The sequence below is a fragment of the Marinomonas sp. HM11-D genome, assembly GCF_057626615.1.
In genome coordinates, this window is record NZ_JBMMKT010000006.1 from 72,058 (window position 1) to 91,481 (window position 19,424).

Annotated in this window: 17 protein-coding genes; 11 read left to right on the forward strand and 6 right to left on the reverse strand. The window is 50.6% G+C overall.

What is annotated here, in order from left to right:
• The first annotated feature begins 9 nt into the window (after positions 1 to 9).
• Positions 10 to 855 carry a xanthine dehydrogenase accessory protein XdhC gene (gene xdhC, locus ACOSVP_RS10650; protein ID WP_487347484.1) on the forward strand — a complete coding sequence of 282 codons (846 nt, stop codon included), beginning with the start codon at positions 10 to 12 and terminating at the stop codon, positions 853 to 855.
• Positions 856 to 1,323: 468 nt separating this feature from the next.
• On the opposite strand, the gene ACOSVP_RS10655 is transcribed toward xdhC, so the two are convergent.
• Together ACOSVP_RS10655 and ACOSVP_RS10660 are read right to left on the reverse strand one after the other, a co-directional pair.
• Positions 1,324 to 3,726, reverse strand: coding sequence for a YbcC family protein (locus ACOSVP_RS10655; RefSeq protein WP_487347485.1), 2,403 nt, complete (start codon positions 3,724 to 3,726; stop codon positions 1,324 to 1,326).
• Entirely contained in the window at positions 3,726 to 5,288 is a 1,563-nt protein-coding gene (locus ACOSVP_RS10660) for an NADH-quinone oxidoreductase subunit L (RefSeq protein ID WP_487347486.1), read from the reverse strand. Before ACOSVP_RS10660 ends, ACOSVP_RS10655 begins: the two co-directional genes overlap by 1 nt.
• A 123-nt stretch (positions 5,289 to 5,411) precedes the next feature.
• On the opposite strand from ACOSVP_RS10660, the gene ACOSVP_RS10665 reads away from it, so the two are divergent.
• The 6 genes from ACOSVP_RS10665 (at position 5,412) to ACOSVP_RS10690 (ending at position 12,506) form a co-directional block, all read left to right on the forward strand.
• Positions 5,412 to 6,299 (forward strand): LysR family transcriptional regulator, encoded by an 888-nt coding sequence (locus tag ACOSVP_RS10665; RefSeq protein ID WP_487347487.1) that lies wholly within the window; start codon positions 5,412 to 5,414, stop codon positions 6,297 to 6,299.
• 117 nt (positions 6,300 to 6,416) lie between these two features.
• Complete coding sequence (locus ACOSVP_RS10670; protein ID WP_487347488.1) at positions 6,417 to 7,997, forward strand: L-lactate permease; 1,581 nt, start codon at positions 6,417 to 6,419, stop codon at positions 7,995 to 7,997.
• An 80-nt stretch (positions 7,998 to 8,077) separates the two neighbouring features.
• The gene (locus ACOSVP_RS10675) at positions 8,078 to 9,640 is read left to right on the forward strand and encodes a cation:proton antiporter domain-containing protein (protein ID WP_487347489.1); all 1,563 of its coding nucleotides are present in this window, start codon (positions 8,078 to 8,080) and stop codon (positions 9,638 to 9,640) included.
• A gap of 86 nt (positions 9,641 to 9,726) precedes the next feature.
• Positions 9,727 to 10,992, forward strand: a complete 1,266-nt coding sequence (locus tag ACOSVP_RS10680) for a multidrug effflux MFS transporter (protein ID WP_487347490.1) — start codon at positions 9,727 to 9,729, stop codon at positions 10,990 to 10,992.
• Complete coding sequence (locus tag ACOSVP_RS10685) at positions 10,961 to 11,149, forward strand: DUF2256 domain-containing protein (RefSeq protein WP_487347491.1); 189 nt, start codon at positions 10,961 to 10,963, stop codon at positions 11,147 to 11,149. Before ACOSVP_RS10680 ends, ACOSVP_RS10685 begins: the two co-directional genes overlap by 32 nt.
• 37 nt (positions 11,150 to 11,186) lie before the next feature.
• A complete protein-coding gene (locus ACOSVP_RS10690) occupies positions 11,187 to 12,506 on the forward strand; it encodes an MATE family efflux transporter (protein WP_487347492.1) in 1,320 nt (439 codons plus the stop codon).
• 24 nt (positions 12,507 to 12,530) lie between these two features.
• On the opposite strand, the gene ACOSVP_RS10695 is transcribed toward ACOSVP_RS10690, so the two are convergent.
• The 3 genes from ACOSVP_RS10695 to ACOSVP_RS10705 form a co-directional block, all read right to left on the reverse strand.
• Complete coding sequence (locus tag ACOSVP_RS10695; protein ID WP_487347493.1) at positions 12,531 to 14,081, reverse strand: cryptochrome/photolyase family protein; 1,551 nt, start codon at positions 14,079 to 14,081, stop codon at positions 12,531 to 12,533.
• Positions 14,078 to 14,440 carry an FAD-binding domain-containing protein gene (locus ACOSVP_RS10700; protein ID WP_487347494.1) on the reverse strand — a complete coding sequence of 121 codons (363 nt, stop codon included), beginning with the start codon at positions 14,438 to 14,440 and terminating at the stop codon, positions 14,078 to 14,080. The genes ACOSVP_RS10695 and ACOSVP_RS10700 overlap by 4 nt, the downstream gene beginning before the upstream one ends.
• A gap of 64 nt (positions 14,441 to 14,504) precedes the next feature.
• The gene (locus tag ACOSVP_RS10705; RefSeq protein WP_487347495.1) at positions 14,505 to 15,824 is read right to left on the reverse strand and encodes a DASH family cryptochrome; all 1,320 of its coding nucleotides are present in this window, start codon (positions 15,822 to 15,824) and stop codon (positions 14,505 to 14,507) included.
• Positions 15,825 to 15,964: 140 nt separating this feature from the next.
• On the opposite strand from ACOSVP_RS10705, the gene ACOSVP_RS10710 reads away from it, so the two are divergent.
• The 4 genes from ACOSVP_RS10710 to ACOSVP_RS10725 are packed head-to-tail and all read left to right on the forward strand — an operon-like array spanning position 15,965 to position 18,270.
• Positions 15,965 to 16,639, forward strand: a complete 675-nt coding sequence (locus ACOSVP_RS10710; RefSeq protein ID WP_487347496.1) for a MotA/TolQ/ExbB proton channel family protein — start codon at positions 15,965 to 15,967, stop codon at positions 16,637 to 16,639.
• Positions 16,629 to 17,051, forward strand: coding sequence for an ExbD/TolR family protein (locus ACOSVP_RS10715; RefSeq protein ID WP_487347497.1), 423 nt, complete (start codon positions 16,629 to 16,631; stop codon positions 17,049 to 17,051). Before ACOSVP_RS10710 ends, ACOSVP_RS10715 begins: the two co-directional genes overlap by 11 nt.
• Positions 17,048 to 17,488, forward strand: a complete 441-nt coding sequence (locus ACOSVP_RS10720; protein ID WP_487347498.1) for an ExbD/TolR family protein — start codon at positions 17,048 to 17,050, stop codon at positions 17,486 to 17,488. The genes ACOSVP_RS10715 and ACOSVP_RS10720 overlap by 4 nt, the downstream gene beginning before the upstream one ends.
• Entirely contained in the window at positions 17,485 to 18,270 is a 786-nt protein-coding gene (locus ACOSVP_RS10725) for an energy transducer TonB (protein WP_487347499.1), read from the forward strand. Before ACOSVP_RS10720 ends, ACOSVP_RS10725 begins: the two co-directional genes overlap by 4 nt.
• A gap of 11 nt (positions 18,271 to 18,281) precedes the next feature.
• Here ACOSVP_RS10725 and mltA read toward each other — a convergent pair whose 3' ends face one another.
• Positions 18,282 to 19,409, reverse strand: a complete 1,128-nt coding sequence (gene mltA, locus ACOSVP_RS10730) for a murein transglycosylase A (protein ID WP_487347500.1) — start codon at positions 19,407 to 19,409, stop codon at positions 18,282 to 18,284.
• Positions 19,410 to 19,424: the final 15 nt, after the last annotated feature.

The window sequence follows — 19,424 nt, forward strand, 5'->3', positions numbered from 1 at the left end:
GAAGAGCCGATGATGAAACCTTGGACTGATGTGGTCGCAGAATTACAGCGCAGCGGTGAAGCCTATGTACTGGTGACAGTGATTGGCACCCGTGGCTCATCGCCGCGGGAAACTGGCAGCAAGATGGTGGTCACCGTGGAGCATAGCTTTGACACCATTGGTGGCGGTCATTTGGAATACAAAGCCATCGCCAAAGCCCGAGAGCTGATGCTGAAGCAGCAAGATTGCCAACATATTGAAGAATATCCGCTGGGCGCGACCTTAGGGCAATGCTGTGGTGGCAAAGTATCGGTGCTGTTCGAGCATTTTGCCGAGCGCGGTAAAGACGTATGGCTGTTTGGTGCTGGCCATGTGGCCAAAGCCATGGTGCCACTGTTAGCAGAGCTACCGTTGCGGGTGCATTGGGTGGACAGTCGTGCTGAGCAATACCCGGAACATATTCCAGAAAACGTTGAGCAATGTCTAACGGATGATCCTGTTGGCGAGTTAAGTCGTGCAACAGCAGGCAGCTATATGCTGGTGCTGACTCATAATCACCAGTTGGATTACGAGCTAACCGAAGCGGCGCTAAAGCGTGGTGATCTTGGTTTCTTAGGAGTCATTGGCTCTGATACTAAAGCGCTGCGCTTTCGCCAGCGTTTAAGCCATCGTCAGTTTAGTGAAGCCGATATCGCTAAATTGACCTGTCCGGTTGGGCTTGAACAAGTGCCGGGTAAGCGCCCCATGGAAGTGGCGATCTCCATTGCTGGGCAATTGATTTCCCTGTATCAAGCGGAGCGTCCCGCTCCCAAAAAACAGCAGGCGATTGATTGGACTTCGCTTAAACAAGAATTGGACATGCCGGCAAAGCCGTAACCCTAGGCAAAAAAAAGCAGCCATGTGGCTGCTCAACAGAAGGAAACAGAGAGAGATTCTGTTTGGGGAACTAGAAAGGCGAGTGCCTGCACGGCACAAGAGTTCGCAGCCTCTGTACCGTCTAGTGGCGCGCATCATGGCATAAAATGATCCATATTTAAATGTATTTGATAATTATTATCATTAATTCCATTTGGATTAAGCGGTTTGCATAGCGGATGATGACTTGCCATAGCCATCTTTTAGACAGGTAAATAGTAGGCAAAAAAAAGCGGATGACAGAGCATCCGCGTAAATTCAGCTTTTGTTTCAACCAACTATTCACAGGCATTAGTGCAGCCCTGTAAATCTTGGTATCGGGATAAATACTGCACCGATGAGCGAATTATATACAATTATTTGAAAATGTTAATATACAACTGAGAATTATTTGCATTAGAAAAATTTATAGGTCAGCTTTGATTTCAATCAAACTTGCACAGTCCATTCCCCTAAATTGTAGCGATTCACCTCTTGACCGTCCCACTGAAAAACGTATAGCCATTGGTTATTAATTAAGTTTTTCAGAAGATCGTGCTTTTTCACAATGTTTTCGATGAACTTCTTTGGTGCACGGATGTACACCGCCAAACGTTCTGGGGTATGCATCCACTTTTTACCATCGTGCAACGACTGCATGGCTAGGCCAACGCGCAAATCACCGCCGTTGCCTTCAAACACTCCAATATGATCGCCCACCGCGTTGTGAAGTACTTTATTGCCACTGCCGAACTTAAAGTTATCGGTGGTGGATAGGTTGTATTGCATATTGATCCAATGGGTCACCAGCATAGGCGCGGTCATCAAACGCTCCAAGATGGCAGCGTCGCCATCTTGCTCATAGTCGTAGTCGTGCAGGAAGCTGCGACCTTGCAGATCCAACTCACGGGTAAACTGGCGTGGCGCAATGATAAAGGCGTTGTTATCTGCCAAGCCCCATTCCGGACGTGTTTGTGACCAGTCCGTTGCGCGGCGCTGATAAGCGGCATCGCGGGCTTCTTTGCTTAATTGGGTTAAGCGTTCATCAACTTTTGGCGCACGCTCTTGCTGAGTTTGGTAGGTGGCTTGTGTTAGCCAATCTTTCACCACCAGATCATTAACATCGTTGTAGCAGGTGATGTGATCGGTGATGGTGTTGTGTAGCGCAGGGACAAACTGGGTTTGATCGGGAATGTCGTAGCCCAGAGGTTTTAAGGCTTCGCGCACTTTTAAGTTATTCAGCAATTGCGCCAATACCTTCACGTTCACTTCACCGGTTTGACCGCCACAGGCGCCACACTCAAGACCAGCACTTTGCAGGTTGTTGCAGCTATGACTGCCGTGACCGACTAGCATCACCGTTTTGGCAAAGTGGCTCAGTCCCATGGTGTCCAGTACGCCTTTGGCCAGCTGTGCTTGATCGTCAATCTCTAGGGTGCGGCCTTGGCGTGTCAGTGTCCAATGGCTGTTGTTGGCGGGTGCTAAGGCATGAGAGCTGTCGCCCATTAGGCTTTTCTTAAACAGTTTAAAAGCGTACCACCAGCCCATGGATTCGACCATGGAGAAGGTGGCAGAGGCCGCATTGCCCCAACGGTTCCAGCTGGCACTGCGATTTTCCTGCGCCAGTTGATCCTCGTCCGCTTGGCTTTCAAACACGCGAATAGCGGCTGGTACTAGGCCAGGTAGCTGAGGTCGAACCACTTGCGTACCCGCTTGTTCGTATTCGATCGGCAGGCCAAAGAAACCGGCAAAACCGTAGGTTTCGATGTCGCTGCTTTGGCGTTCCAGCGCCCGGCGGTAAACTTCAGAGCGCACGTCGATACAGAAAATCGCTTGTAGCGCTGGAGTTTCGGGACGTTTTGGCTGCACCGCAAGCAACTGCTGGTGCAGGTTTTTTTGTTCACTCAATTCCAGCGCACGGGTCCAAATACGCGGAATTAATAGGGCATCGTGGTGTTGTCCACGCAGTTCGTTGACATGCAGTAATTGCTGTCCCCAACGCTCGTTGAGCACTTCAAAGTCATCGTTATTATGTTTCTCAAGGTAACGCCAGACCACCAATTCCCAAGCCATTTTAATGGCCAGCAAAGAACGTACATCGTCTTGGGTTTTGCCTTGTTTTTCCGCTTCAAAGGCACGATAGGCAAGGTAAGAACCCCAACCATTAATGTCGAGCAAGAGGGCTTTACCATAGTGTTCAAGACTGTGGTTAGTCACCTTGAGTGTTTCAATAGCTTCTGCGAACAGGCTTTCTTGGTCTTCGGGTAGTAGATCGAATTCTTCGTCCAGATTGGCTTCAGACATGATGATGGATAAGCCACGGTCAAGACGTGAGATCTGCAACCAGTGTTGGTAAAGATTCAATGACTGCTGACGGTACTGACGGTTCAGCATCGGACGCTGTTCTTGATAATGAGCGGCACAGAACTGGCTGATTTGATGGGTGATCTCATCGTGCCAAGACATCTTGTTGTTGCTTCGGGTGAGATCCGCCCAGTCAGCAATGTTACGCCAGCTTTGTACGCGACCGGCGTCTTTGCTGAGGTACATGATCAAGGATTCGACCGACAGACTTAAACCGTATTCTCCTGCGGCTTGCAGTAGGCAGTCATTGTCGATACGACCTTGTTCGTACCAGCCTAGATAGGTTTCCACTGGCATATGACAACGGATACCGGCCAGTAAAGACATCTCTGTGGCGACCTGATCAAACGGGCGATCAACCATTTTCCACAATGGGTTCACAGCAATCATGCGATCCAGTGGCCAGTTTGGCGCCAAACATTGGGTGGCGTTGTGTAGGGCCGCTTTTTGCGTCTCGTTCAGGGAAACTGTTGCTTGAGTATCCATCATTATTTCTTCCAGCCTTTTGACAGGTTAGGGAACAGCAGCGCAACACCGTGGTGTTTGGCTTTTGAGTAGGCCGGTAGTGCCACAGGCCAAATCTTTAATGTGATCTTGGTAAACCATTCGTCCAAATACAGACCGGCAAACAGGTTGACCGAGAAGCGGCGTACCCACGGCAAATGGGCGTAGTAGCGTAAACACACCGCCAAGCAAAATAGGGTGATAAACAAGGCGCAGGCCCAAAGGTCGGCGGCGCTAAAGGCTTGCGTGGTGTGTTCTGCCACATGGCCTTGTAATAGCCAGCCGGTCGCCGTTTTTAAACCACCGTATAGGGCCGATAGTGCTACCGTGGTGAGGGCTAGACGAGCCAATGAGGCTGGGTGCGGTACACTGCGCCATTGTGCGACCAAGAGTACTAAGGCAATGCCCATTAATAACCAAGGGCTGATCGGACCTTGGTAATCCCAGAACCAGATGGAAGTGAGTACCGCGACCGTCGCAAAGACCACACCTGCCAGCCAAGCTAGGAAGTTAGGTGTGTCATCCGGTGCCACTTTGCGCAGTAGAAATTCATGCACCGCATTGCTGGAGTTCAAGAAAGCATGGGCCTTGTACACCGAGTGGGTCATCAAGTGCAGCACCGCCAGTTCGTACATACCTAGGGCACACTCTAACAGCATCAAGCCCATTTGCGCGCTGGTGGACCAAGCTAGGCGCACTTTGACACTGATACGAGTGGTCATGATCAAGGCGCTGATCAGGGTAGTCAGACCCGCGACGATCAGCAGTAACCAAATGGCCGCAGGGCTTAGGTGTAATAGCGGGTAGAAAGTTAGTACTAGGTAACCGCCGAGGTTGATGATACCCGCATGCAGCAGGGCACTGATCGGCGTGGGCGCTTCGACTACCTGCATCAACCAACCGTGTACTGGCAACTGAGCACATTTCATCAAGGCGGCGATGGCGATCAAGATTGCCGCGATTTGTTCGTAAGTGGAGAGGCTGCCTTGTACTTCCACCATCAATTCACTCAGGTACCAAGTGCCGTGGTCTAGGTAAAGCAGACTAAATGCCACCAATAAAGACAGCTCAGCGATACGTGCCAGAATAAACTTTTTATGGGCCGCTAAGATGGCGCGTGGACGATCTGGGTAGAAGGTTAGTAAGAAGTGCAGGCCAAGGCTGATGCCCACCCAGCCCGCCCAAAAGCCTAGCAAGTGATTGCTGCTGAGGGTTAGGGTTACCGCCGACAGGGTTAACATCAACCAGCGGTAATATTGCGCTACGCGCTGCTCGCCAGCCATGTAGTGCTGCGAAAACTGCACCAATACCCAAGCCATAAACACCACTAGGATCAGCATCAGAGCACTCAACAAGGAGCCGTGAAACGGTGCCTGCGGATCAGGGGTGACAAAGAACCAAGACGTTAGAATGCCAATTAACAGCAATGGCGCTGTGCGCGCGCTAAACAGAGCAATGCTGGCTGCGCGCTCCCGTAATTTCGGGAGGCCACATAAGATCCCTGTGAACGCAAACAGGGCTGGCAACAGAAAAGTCATGAAGGTCATTGGATTCGCCATCGGAGTCATCGAAGATGGCGTCAGTATGCAGAGACTTTAAAGTTAATAAAAATACATATATTTTAATAAACTGTTCTGTTTTATTTATGTAATAAACGGCTTTTATGAGGAATGCCTGTGCCGCGTCTTAACTATCATCATCTGTATTATTTCTGGCGTGTTGCCAACATTGGCCACCTAACTCAAGCCGCTGAGCAGCTGCATGTGTCTCAGTCCGCCTTGTCGGCACAGATTAAACAGTTGGAAAACAAGATCGCTCAGCCATTGTTTGAGCGAGAAGGGCGGCGCCTAGTACTGACCGATGTGGGCAAACGGGTGCAACTCTATGCCCAAGATATCTTTTCCACTGGTGAGGAGTTAGAGCAGTTTCTCAAAAGCGGTAACACGGAACATACCCATCTTAATATCGGCTTTGAGACTCACTTATCGCGTAACTTTATCGAAGCCTTCATCACCCCCTTGTTCAGCGAGCCAACGGTCAGCTTTACGCTCTATGCGCGCACCATGGATGGCTTGATGGACGGCTTGCAAAGTCATGAACTCGACATCGCCCTGACCAACCGTGCCTTAGCCAACGATGTGCACGGCATCTTGTGGCAAAACCAGTTGGTAGCGCGGCAATCGGTGGCGATCGTGGGACCATATGGGGAACAACCGGATAAACCTTTTCCTGAAGGCTATGAAGATAAAACTTGGATCCTACCTGCGCGAAATATGGGCATCCGTTCGGTATTTGAATCCTTTTGCGCTACCCAGCAGTATCGCGCCGAGATCAAAGCAGAAGTAGATGACATGGCGATGATGCGTCTATTGGCTCGTGACAGTGGTTTCTTATCGGTGATGCCGCCTGTGGTAGTAAAAGACGAGATAGAAGCTAAGAAACTACAGGTATATCAAGAGCTTCCGCAGGCTTATGAGCACTTCTATGCACTGCAAATGCCACGTAAATTTATCCCTGAAGTGTTACTGCAGTTGTTGCGCAGTCATCAATTGGAATAACGCCTGTCACACTGACGCGTTAGTTTTGGGTAACCATTGAATGCTTTGCTGATCTTTGCACTGTAATTGCATTCACTCCAAGCGATAATGACGCGACAGTAAATTCGGAGTATGTGTATGGATACCTTGATCGCTCTTGCCCCGGTAGTGTTTTTGGTCTGGAGCATGACCAAGCAACAGCCGTTGGCCTCCCATGTGGCGCTGCCGTTAACGGCCGTGTTGGTGGCCTTGCTGCAGGCGTTTTATTTTCAAGCGGATGGGCTGACCCTATTGGCCAATGCTATCGCCGGTGGCTTATCGGTGTTAACGCCGATTTCAATTGTTGCAGGGGCGATCCTGCTAAACCGTGTGCTGGTGATCTCGGGAGCGGAAAATACCTTACGTGTGTGGTTAGAAAGCATCAGCCAGAATCAGGTGGCGCAGCTGATGATCATCGGCTGGGCGTTTGCCTTTATGTTGGAAGGCGCATCGGGGTTTGGTACGCCTGCAGCGATTGCCGCGCCGATCTTGGTGGGCTTAGGTTTTTCGGCCATGCCTGTGGCCTTACTCACCTTGGTGATGAACAGTGTCCCCGTCTCCTTTGGCGCGGTTGGCACGCCGGCGTGGTTTGGCTTTGCTGCATTGGAACTGAGCGAAGCGCAATTACTGGAAACCTCTCAATGGACGGCCCTGATTCATCTGGTGGCTAGCCTCGTTATCCCTGCTTTGGCGTTACGTTTTTTGGTCAGCTGGCAGGCCATTCGTCAGAACTGGCTGTTTATTTTCATCAGCGCGTTAAGCTGTACCGTGCCCTATTATTTGTTGGCGCAGGTGAACTATGAATTCCCCTCTTTGCTCGGTGGGGCTATCGGTTTGTGTGGCTCTATCTTGGCTGCGAAATATCAGATTGGATTGCAGAAAGTAGTCTCTGAAAACGCACAGAAAGCAACAGAACTGCCGACCTTCGAGGTCATTAAAGCACTATCGCCCTTTATTTTGTTAATTGTGATTTTGCTGGTCACCCGCATTCAGCAGTGGCCCTTCAAAGCTTGGCTTAACGATGGCACGCCTTGGCTGAGCGTTGGCGATCTGGCCATTAGCCAAGCGCTGATTCTGTCTTGGTCGTCTATTCTCGGGACGAATGTGGCCTGGTCCTATAAAACCTTGTATGTGCCCGCCTTGATTCCGTTTGTGGTCACTGTGCTGATCTTGATCCCGATTCTATCCCTATCCAAAAGCCATCTTAGCCACGCGCTGGGGGATACTTGGGGGCGGATTAAATTGCCGATCTTGGCTCTGATTGGGGCACTGATGATGGTGAATTTTATGATGCAAGGGGGCGCGCAGGCACCGATCTTTATCATCGCCAATAGCTTGGCCAGCATCATGGGGGCAAATTGGAGTTATGTGGCGGCTTTATTAGGCGCCTTGGGCTCGTTTTTCTCTGGTTCGGCAACCGTGTCGAATCTGACCTTTGGTGGCATTCAATACAGTATTGCCGAGCAAACCAGTTTGCCCGTTAGTGTGGTGCTGGCGTTGCAATCGGTGGGCGCGTCTATGGGAAATATGATTTGCCTCAATAACATCATCGCCGTGGGGACAATCTTAGGTATTCAAAATCAAGAAGGCGCTATGATCAAACGCACCATAGTGCCGATGCTGGTATATGCCTTGATCGCGGCCTTGATGGGCCAGTTAATTCTTCACTTACTCGTATAGAAAGCCGTGCGCTTTGTCGTTATGCTTTCTGGTAAAAGGCACGTTGGGTGCTGTTATTTTAGGAAAAGTACGTCGTCGTTATGGAATTTATTTGGATACTGTTTGCATTTCTCTGTGGTCTGGCCGTCAAGCTTATCAACTTACCGCCTTTGATTGGTTTTTTGGCCGCCGGCTTCCTGCTTAATTTTCTTCAGTTTGAGCCGTCAGGCGTATTAGATCAGTTGTCCAATATGGGTATCACCTTGATGCTGTTCTGTATCGGTTTGAAGTTGCATGTACAGGATTTGCTTAAGCGTGAAGTCTGGGCCTCGACCCTAGGTCATATGGGCGCGTGGACGATTCTCTTGATTGGCGTGGTGTCGCTACTTGGTTTAGCGGGCTTGCATGCGTTTGAAGTCTTGTCACTGCGCACCGCGGCCTTGATCGGCTTTGCTCTAAGCTTCTCAAGTACCGTGTGTATCGTGAAACTGCTGGAAGAAGCCGGTGAGATGAAAACCCGCCATGGTCAATTGGCGCTGGGTATCTTGGTTATGCAAGACATCGTTGCCGTGGTCTTCCTAGTACTGGCGACGGGCAAGATTCCATCATTGTGGGCGATTCTATTGTTTGCCTTGATTCCGCTGCGTCCTGTTCTAGGCCGTATTCTAGATAAATCGGGTCACGGGGAAATGCTACCGCTGACCGGTATTTTCTTTGCCTTGGGCGCTTACGAACTGTTTTACCTTGTGGGTGTAAAAGGCGATTTAGGCGCCTTGGTGCTAGGGATTTTGTTGGCGTCACACAGCAAGGCATCAGAGCTGAATAAGTCGTTGATGAACTTCAAAGACATCTTCTTGATTGGCTTTTTCCTATCGATTGGTTTTAGTGCCTTACCCACTTGGGAGATGGTTGGACTGAGCTTAATTCTGACGGTTTTGCTAGTAGCTAAGTTTGTCTTGTTCTTCTATTTCTTTACCAGCTTACGTCTACGTGGCCGTACCTCGTTCCTCGGCGCATTGGCGCTGTCGAATTACAGTGAATTCGGCCTGATCGTGGTGGCGCTGAGCGTACAATCGGGTTGGATTGAAAACGAATGGTTGGTGATCTTGGCCTTGGCGGTGTCTTTCTCCTTCGTCATTACCAGTGTGTTTTACCGCAAGGCGCACAGCTACTTCCGCCGTTACAAAGACAGCATTCGTCGCTACGAAAACCCTCTGCCGTTACCAGAGGACTGCTTTACACAGCCAAAGAGCATGGAGATTCTCGTGGTGGGCTTAGGTCGAGTGGGGCGTGGTGCGTTTGATTCCTTGACCAATATGATTGGCTCTGACGTGGCGGGTATGGACGCGGACAAGTTCCGTATTAAGCAGATGCAAGAAGAAGAACACAATGTGTTCTTTGGTGACGGTGAAGACGTGGATCTTTGGGAACACCTTGATCTGTCGAATGTGAAGCTGATCCTGCTGGCGCTGCCGTCCGCCGATGACAGCGTTAATGTAGTGAAACAGCTGCGCAGTACCGGATTTAACGGCCAAGTAGCCGCCATTGCCCGTTACCAAGATGAACGCGATTACATGATGAAAGCGGGCATCAACAATGTGTTTAACTTCTACACGGAAGCTGGTACTGGTTTCGCGGAAGAGAGTTTGGCGCTGCTACGCTAGGCGGTTCTTTTCTCGACTCTCTGCTCTCTAAAGGGGGCGTTTCATGCTAGCCTTATTCACTTAATAATAAGGACATAGAAACGAGCATGAAACGCCCAACCGTCGAGGCCCAACGCGCGCCTCTTAAAGCCCTCTCTGAAAAAGAATTTATCGCCTTATTCGCGACCATTATGTCGCTCACTGCGTTGAGTATGGATGCGGTGTTGCCGGCGTTTCGCGATATGGCACAAAGCCTCGCCCTCGTGGATGTCACGCAAATCCAATGGGTGGTGTCAGCCTTAATCGCGGGTATGGTGTTTGGCGAACTGGTGTTTGGTCCCGTTTCCGATGTCATTGGCCGTAAAAATAGCATCCTCACTGGTGTGGGGATTTACATCGTCGGCAGTGTGATCGCCATGAGTGCTCACTCCTTAGAAGTGCTGCTGTTTGGGCGATTTGTGCAAGGCTTGGGCGTGGCGGCACCGAAAACCGTGTCTCGGGCGCTGGTGCGTGATCTGTACCAAGGCCGTGCCATGGCGCGTATCATGTCTTATATCATGGTGGTGTTTATTCTCGTGCCCATGCTAGCGCCTGCCTTTGGCCAGATGGTGTTGTTGGTAGGCGATTGGCGCTGGATCTTTGCTGCGCTGATGCTACAAGGGGGGATTGCCTCTGTTTGGATGATTACCCGCCAACCGGAAACCTTAGCGCCAGAGAATCGCCATCAGTTTGATTTAAAACGCTTGGCCCGTGAGGCGCGTTTTATTGTCAGCCATCGAGAAGTCATGTGTTACACCGGTATGTCCGGACTGACGTTCGCCGGTTTAATGCTCTACTTGGGCATGTCTCAATCCATCTTCCAAGACCTATACCATACTGGCGAGGCCTTCCCACTGTACTTCGCCATCATGGCTGGTGGGGCGGGGCTGGCGTCCTTTACCAATGGCCGCTTGGTGATGCGCCTGGGTATGACACGCTTGGTGTGGGTGGCGTTAAGCCTCAAGTTAACTGCCGCCAATGGTATGTTGCTATCGGCATGGCTATTCGGGGGCGTGCCACCGCTGTGGTTGTTCCTTTGTTTAGGCGTACCGATCTTTTTTAGCATGGGCTTGCTGTTCGGTAATATGAGTGCTCTGGCGATGGAGCCCTTAGGTAAAATGGCGGGCATCGCCTCGTCGGTGACGTCATCCTTAACGAGCTTAACGGCGGTGGTGCTGTCGGTGATTGTCGGCACCTTTTATAACTTTACCGTGGTGCCGTTGGCGGCGGGTTATGTGATCTTTACTGGCTTGGCGTTCGTATTGATGTTGTCTGCCCATCGGATCAAAAAAAACGCCCATCATGTCACACAAGAAACCTCACCTTCCCAGTAAAATCTGTCTCGTCTGTCAGCGCCCCTTTGTCTGGCGCAAGAAATGGGCGGCCTGTTGGGACGAGGTAAAATACTGTTCAGAGCGCTGTCGACGACAGCGCGCCAACCAAGAAAAAAGCGGGGAAAGTTCGCCTGAGTGTCACGCTTCTCTCTTATAATGCTGCGCTGATCACTTAGCTAATGCCAAGGAACCCTATGCAATCCTCGTCTTATCTCGCGAAACAGCTCTTCTCTATGACCTGGCCGATGTTATTTGGCATCTTGTCGATTATGAGTTTTCAATTGGTAGACAGTGCCTTTATCGGCCAGCTAGGGGTGTTGCCCTTGGCGGCGCAAGGTTTCACAGCGCCGATCGCTTTGATTTTTATCGGTCTGCAAGTGGGTCTAGGCATTGCCACCACCTCATTGATTTCCCGTGCCTTAGGCGCGGACGATCATCTGTTCGCCAAGCAGCTAGGTGGCCTAGTAGTAGTGTTGGGTGCGCTGGGCATTTTTGTCGTGTCTTTGCTGATTTGGTTCTTCCGTGGTGCGGTATTGGACCTATTAAGCGCTCCCGAGAGCGTCGCGCCGATTATCGATGAGTACTGGGGCTGGTGGCTATTGAGTACTTGGATGGGGGCGATGATTTACTTCTTCTACAGTATTTGTCGCTCGAATGGTAATACCATGCTGCCGGGCATCATTATGGTGGTGTCAAGCCTGTTGAATATCGCTCTCGACCCGCTGTTTATCTTTGTCTTTGATATGGGCATTGTCGGGGCGGCCATTGCCACCATTTTGGCGTTTGCCATCGGCATGCTGATCATAGTGCCGAAATGTCTCTCCAGCCATTGGCTAACGTTTGATTTCAGCAGTCTGAACCTAATGGCCACCTTGGGCAAAATTGGCCATATCATGGGCCCTGCCATGGTCAGTCAATTACTGCCGCCCGTGTCGTCTGTGTTAGCGACGAAATTGTTAGCAGGGTTTGGTACCGCGGCTGTCGCCGCATGGGCAGTCAGCTCACGTTTTGAATTCTTTGCCATTGTCACCGTGCTGGCGTTAACCATGACCTTGCCACCTATGGTGGGACGCTTTTATGGTGCCGGTAAATTCAATGAAATCAAACAGTTAATCCGTATTGCGGTGATCTATGTCCTGGTGTTTCAAACACTGGTGGCGATCTTGGTTTGGTTCGGCGCGTCATGGCTGGCGGGCCTAATGTCGAGCGATGAGCAGGTGATTGAAATCGTCACTTGGCATTTGCTGTGGTTACCGATCAGTTTGGGACCACTAGGGATTTGTATGATGATGGTGTCGGCGTCCAATGCCTTGGGCAAGCCGTATCGCGCCTTATGGATGTCGGCGTTGCGCCTATTTGCCTTCTTCCTGCCATGTCTTTGGATTGGTGGGCAGATTGGCGGTTTATGGGGCCTATTTATCGGTGCGACCTTGGGCAATATCATGGCTGGCGCGGCGGCGTGGTGGATTTATCAAAACACCTTTAAGCACGCTTGCAACGTCAAAGCGGCCTAACGTCTAAAACAGAATATCGAAGCGCTACAGCGCTTCGATATTGTCCAAACACCATTCTGCACGTTCTAACACAGCGGCCTGCTGTGCTTTGTCCTGTTTATCCCAGTTACCGTAAATCATGCCGATACGGGGATTTTTCAGCATCCTGTTACGATGTTGAATCATAAAACGCCAATATAAACTGTTCAGTGGGCAGGCCTGCTCACCGACTTTTTCTTTGACGTCATAATGACACGACGTACAGTAGTCGCTCATCTTTTGAATATAACTACCGCTTGCCGCATAGGGTTTCGAGGCGATCCAGCCGCCGTCGGCAAACTGACTCATGCTGCGAGTATTGGGCAGTTCCACCCATTCAATGGCATCCACATAAATGCCCAAATACCATTCGTCCACTTGATCAGGATGAATACCGGTGAGCATACAGAAGTTGCCTGTGACCATTAGGCGCTGAATATGATGGGCATAGCCGTAATCCAATGATTGACCGATGGCTTTTGCCAGACAGTTCATCTTGGTGTTACCGGTCCAGAAATACTCCGGTAAATCGCGCTCGGCATTGAGGGCATTCTGCTTGTGGTAGTCTGGCATATTGATCCAATACATGCCGCGCACGTATTCACGCCAACCTAAGATCTGACGCACAAAGCCTTCTACCTGAGCAATGTCGATGTCCTTGCGGTAGCGATAACTTAGCACCGCTGCCTTGATCACATGACTGGGGTGGATCATCTTGCTGTTGAGCGCAAACGATAAACGTGAGTGATACAGACTCCAACCATGGGGCGTTTGATCGGTCATGGCATCTTGGAAACGGCCGAAATTCGGCAACAGGTGATCACAGAAATACTGCAATAAAGTCAGTGAGTCATGGCGTGATACCGGCCACAACAGCTGGCTTTGCGCCTTACCAATATAAGGAATCTGATGACGCTCGATGCGCTCCAAAATCGCCGACACATCATGGCTAAACAGCAAGGGCTCGGGAATGTGCGCTAAGTCCTTAGGTTTCAAGGCTTGGCGATTGGCGTTGTCGTAATTCCAGTTGCCTCCGATAGGACTGTGATCTTCTTCCATGAGGATGTTAAAACGCTGGCGCATCTTGCGATAAAAATGCTCCATACGGGTCGGGGTCTTGGCTTTGAAATGGCGCGGTATTTCCTCGAACGGCAGCATAAAGTGCTCAGTATCCGTGAGTGATACGGACACCGATGCTTTACTGGCTATGTTCTGGTATTCCATCATGACGCGATATTCATCGGGCCGTTGTAACTGAATACGTTGCACCTGATAGGCTTCCGCCATTCCCAAAATTAGGGATTCGAGCGTCTGACCTTTAGTGTCATCCAAGGTGAGATATTGCACATGATGACCCGCGTCCTGCAGGGCGCTGGCAAAGTTTTCCATCGCCAAAAAGAAGGCACACAGTTTTTGAATATGGTGCTTCACATAGGTGGCTTCTGGGTGCATTTCGGCAATCAAATGCACTACCCCTGGCTCCGGTTTGCGGAACCAATGGTGGGCGGCATTCAATTGGTCGCCCAAGATAACGCGTAAGGTATGATATTGGCTCATGAACGGCCTCCACTGTGGCGCGAGCTAGGACGAACATGGGTAGCCAAAATACGTTGTTTTTCCTGTTGAACGGGAATGGATTTTCGAAATCCCCAGAGGCGTTCACGAGCGGATTTTGCTGCTTCGTTCAGTGATACGATCGGGTTGGGATAATCGTGGCCAATGCGGCATTGATACAAGGTTTCCTCCATGGTCGTCATTTCCCAAGGTGTATGGATCAGAGGGCTGGGAACATCCTTTAATTCGGGGAGCCAGCGTCGTAAAAATGTGCCCTCAGGATCTTGCTCCTGAGACTGCTTCACTGGATTATAAATGCGTATGGTATTTGCGCCAGTGACGACAAAAAAGTGTGCCAGCATAGCGTGCCCGTAACGCTTATTACAGTAGGCGGAGTGTAAAGCTCCACCACAGACTTAGGCAGCATTAAGATTTCGGTGAGATTGGCCAATCGGCTGCATCTAAGGAGTCCAGCTGCGCGTCAAACTGATGACCATGCCACTTTTCAATAAAATGGTGCTCTGGGTCGTACAGCTGAGTTTGTTTGTCTAGATTAAAGTGACGGCCGCCACGGGGATCGGCGCCAACGCCGGCGATGTACTGCCAATTACCCCAGTTTGAGGCGACATCGTAATCCAGCAGTTGCGACTCAAAATAGGCGGCCCCATAACGCCAATCGATGCCTAAATCATAAATCAAACAGCTGGCCGCCAGTTGACGCCCGCGATTGCTCATAAAGCCGGTTTCGTTGAGCTGTTTCATGCATGCATTAACAATCGGGTAGGGGGTGTTTCCCGAACACCACTTACGAAAACGTTCAGGGTAAAAACTACCGTGTTGACGGGCTTTGTGAATGCCTTGCGCGAAAAACAAACGTTTACCGTAGCGCGTTGCGTACCAATGGAAATATTCACGCCATAAAAGCTCAAAGAAAATCCAATAAGTCGATTCGTTAGCACCATGGTCTCGCTCGTAAACGTCCAAACAGGCTTTGATTTGCCGTGCAGAAATGCTGCCTTGGGCGAGCCAAGGGGAAAACTTGGTGGAGTTTTGCCAACCATCCAATTCGTTGCGAGTTTGTTTGTAGGTGCGAGGCAAGTCTGTGGCGAAATAATCGCTCAGCTGCGTTAGCGCCGCACGCTCACCACCGTTAAACAAACTCTGTTCTTCCGTACGGCGTATCGGCCACACCTTGAAATCTGGCAAAGCAACAGACACTGAGGGTGGCAAATGATCAATATCAGGAGTCGGCGGTGCGATCTCGATGGTTTCCACTAGTTTTCTAAACTTGGAAAAGCTATCTGGCAAATCGTCTAGGGCAAAAGGCAGTTCATGTCGGCCAAATAAGCTCAATCCCGAGAACTGTTTGAATTGAATATCAGGAAAATCAAATATAATCTGATTGAGCGATTGTTGTTCATACCAGCCAGGGTGATGATTGCGATAGACATGGGTGACAGGCAATTCATTGAACAGCACCGGTAACGCTATTTGGGCGGATTTTTGGGTGACGAATAAAGTCTGTCCGAGCTCGTTGAGATTACGCGCCAGTTCGTCTAGGGCATCGTTCGCAAAACGGTCGCGTTTAGGGGAAGGCGAAGACAAGCTATTGAGCGCCGAATGTTGCGGCAATAAGGGGTCGCAGTAGACGCAGATTAATTGCTCTACCTCTTGTGCCGCTTGCCACAGCATGACTTGATCTGCGCTGCGCAAGTCATTACCAAACCAAACCACTCCGATGCTCATAGGTTTCTCCTGTTACTCTCTAGCTATTACGCAACAGTACGTCTTTTGGATTGCAACAATATGTGTGGGATATTGTTGTAAATCTAGGTGAGAATGAATATCATTGTTTAGGTTTAATTTTTACTAACTTGGAGCGTGCAATGAACAGCACAATGGATCAAATCAAAGACTTCCTAATCGTCGGCGGCCCTGTTGTTTGGATTCTGATGGGATTCTCCGTGATCGCCGTAACGATCGTCTTGGTGAAAACATGGCAGTTAACCACGTTGCGCGCTGAAAGCCGTAAATCAGTCGACGCTGCTTTGGATGCATGGCGTAACCGTGACATCGATGGGGCTCTGGCAAAACTATCAGACAAACGTCCTGTTGAAGGCATTGTCGCTTATGCAATGGACGCACTACGCCACACCAATCGTGAAGTGGCAACCGTGCGTGAAGAAGCTGAACGCCGTGCTCTAAATGTATTGCATGACCTGCGTTCGTTCCTGCGTCCAATGGAAATCATTGCTTCTCTTAGTCCGCTGCTAGGTCTGCTAGGTACGGTACTGGGCATGATCACGGCGTTCCAACAAATGGAAGCGGCCGGCAGCCAAGTGGATCCATCGGTATTGTCTGGTGGTATCTGGCAGGCGCTGTTAACCACTGCGGTGGGTATTGCTGTTGCGATTCCTGTGGTGGCGATGCATGCGTGGCTAGAACGTAAAGTGGAGCGTGTGGCGCACATTATGAACGATGCGGTGACGCAGGTTTTTACCTCAAAGGAAGGTGAGCGCCTAGCGGCTGTGGCTGCTCGCGGAGTACTGCATGCCGCTTAAGCTGGAACAGCCGCGTCGTAAGCAGCTGATCAGTCTGACACCACTGATCGATGTGGTGTTTATCCTGCTGTTGTTCTTTATGCTGACCTCTTCCTTTGTCGCGTGGCGTACCGTGGATACACCGCTGGCGGCACCGCAGCCGGAACAGCTAACCGAACAAGACAAGCAAGATCCACTGATATTTGATCTGCAGACCAACGACGGTAGAGTTTGGTTTGAAGGCCAAGCGATTGCCTTGAGCGACAGTGATCGTATCCGTGACATCGTGCAGAGCCATGCCGATCGTTTGTTTGTATTACAAGCGGAAGAGGGTGTGACTTTACAGTCGCTAATGACTCTAGCGGATCAATTGAAACTTCAAGGCGCCGAAAAACTTTCCATCGCCAACGCATTTAACGAAGCGACAAAATGAACATTGATAAAAAGTTTATCGCCCAGCGTGATAGCAACGGGGGGGATGACAGCGTCATTCCTCTTATCAACGTCGTTTTCTTGATGTTGATTTTCTTTATGGTAGCGGGGCAAATTCAAAAATCTGACCCGATTAACATCACACCGCCAAACTCAATCAACGAAGCACGCCCGACTTCGGATCCCAATGTGCTGTTGTTGATTGGTGCCAATCAAGAGCTGTACTTCAATGACGAAGTCGTTGCGCTGGAGGACATTGAAGGTCGTTTAACGCAACTGTTTGAACAGGCACAAGATCCAGAAGCCTTTTGGGTGCAAATCAAAGCCGATGGCAATCTTGCCGTGGAAGATATGCGTCCAGTGTTCTCTGCCATTCGCCGAGCGGGTTTGACTAAGGTAAGTGTGGCGACACAGTTAGGACAGGGGCAGGCGTTGTGAAAAAACAGCATTGGATGATTGCTGGAGGCATTGCTGTCTCATTGCATGCAGGCGCCTTCTATGGCGCGTTTTATCATAATCAGGATTCTGGCAGCCTCGCCGCAGGTCAACAGGGGATTGAATTTGATTTAGGCATGATGGGCGATATGGGCGCCGCTGAAGAAAGTATCGTGGCGCAAGCCGAAGTGGCACCGCCGCCACCGCCGGAGCCGGAACCAGAGCCGATTAAAGAGCCGGAACCAGAAGTCGAACCGGAACCAGAACCAGAGATCGAACCACCGGTAGAACCGGTGAAGGTGAAGCAAACCAGTGACGTGGTGGCGCCAGAACCAAAACCCGAACCTAAGCCGAAACCCAAGCCTAAGCCAGAACCGAAACCTGAGCCCAAGCCGCAGCCTCCAGTAGCGGAACAGGCCAATGCGGCGAAAACCGTGGTGCAGCAAAAGGCCTCTACTGGCAGCGCCAATGCCGCCACCAGCGGTGGGGCCGCAGGTGCAACGGCGAACTACTATGCCAAATTGGCGGCTAAGTTAGCGCAAAGTAAGCGTTATCCGCGACAATCTCGTCGTCGTGGTGAAGAAGGGGAAGTGACCATCGGCTTTACTGTGCATGCCAATGGCGATGCCAGCAATGTGCGTATCGTGAAAAGCTCAGGCTCTCCGCGTTTGGACGATGCCGCCATTGATATGGTGAACCGTGCGCAACCTCTGCCAGCGTTTAGCTTGGATATGGGGGATAAGCCACTGGACATCACTCTGCCAGTGGCCTTTGAACTGCGTTAACGCTCTTTAGATCAGTGTTTGGTCGAGCGTGGCAGCAATAGCCACACTCGGCCAAAGTGCTTCAACTGCCCCGCGTGAAAGTGGGCTTCCTCACCAATCCCTTGATACCAATCGATATGACCAGGGCCTTTAATGGCACCGCCTTTGTCTTGCGCCAACAGTAAGCGGAACTCATGACCGATGAGCTCGCCGTTTTTATCCAGCTTAGGTACTTCGCCCAACAGAATACTGCCCAGCGGAATCACTCTAGGATCGACTGCCACCGAATACAGTGGGGTTAAGGGTACATTGGCGGCACCGACAGGCTGTGTTAAACCTTCACTGAAAAATAGGTAACTAGGGTTAGTCGACATCACTTCACGCATCTGCTCAGGGTGCGCGGCTAACCATTCACGGATGGCCTGGGCCGACATTTTCTCACGGGGGATTTCATCCCGTTCGATCAGTATTTTACCGATGCTGCGGTAAGAATGACCGTTAACGCCGCCCCAAGATAATAGGCGGCGTTCGCCGTCTTCAAACTCCACCATGCCGGAGCCCTGCACGTGCAGGAAGAAGTTATCGACTAAGCTGGATGTGTAGGCGATTTCCAACCCTTGGCCGTCTAACGCGCCTTCAAAATCGATCTGCTCGCGGGACGGCATTTTTGCGCCTTTAGGCAGCTTTGGCTTGCGGTACAGTGGGTATTTGTAGACGTCGTCTGGTTGATGGCGTACCGACATCATAGGCACATAGTAACCGGTAATTTGTACGTTACCGCGTTGGTCCATGCCCGCGATTTGGTGCGCCGTTAACTGCGGCCAATAGGTTGGCTGATTGATCCAGATACGAATCTCTTCAGCTGCGGCACGCAGATCATCACGACTGACTTGCAAATTTTCCAAGTCGTAGTTCTGCGGCTTGATGCGATCTAGGTAACGGATCTGTTGTTGGATGCCATTGACAAAGGTGGCATCAGGGTAAGGAAAGCCCGGTGGTAAGCGTTCGCCAAGGTAGAGCTGCTCACGCTTTGGCGCTTCTTGGTCGCGGCCGTTATTAGGGAAATCATTGGAAGCATCGATTTCATGTGTAGTGGTAGTACTACTACAGGCAGTTAAAAACAGTATTGGAAGCAGTAAAACTAAGAATCTTGATGTCATAGGAACAACGGCTAG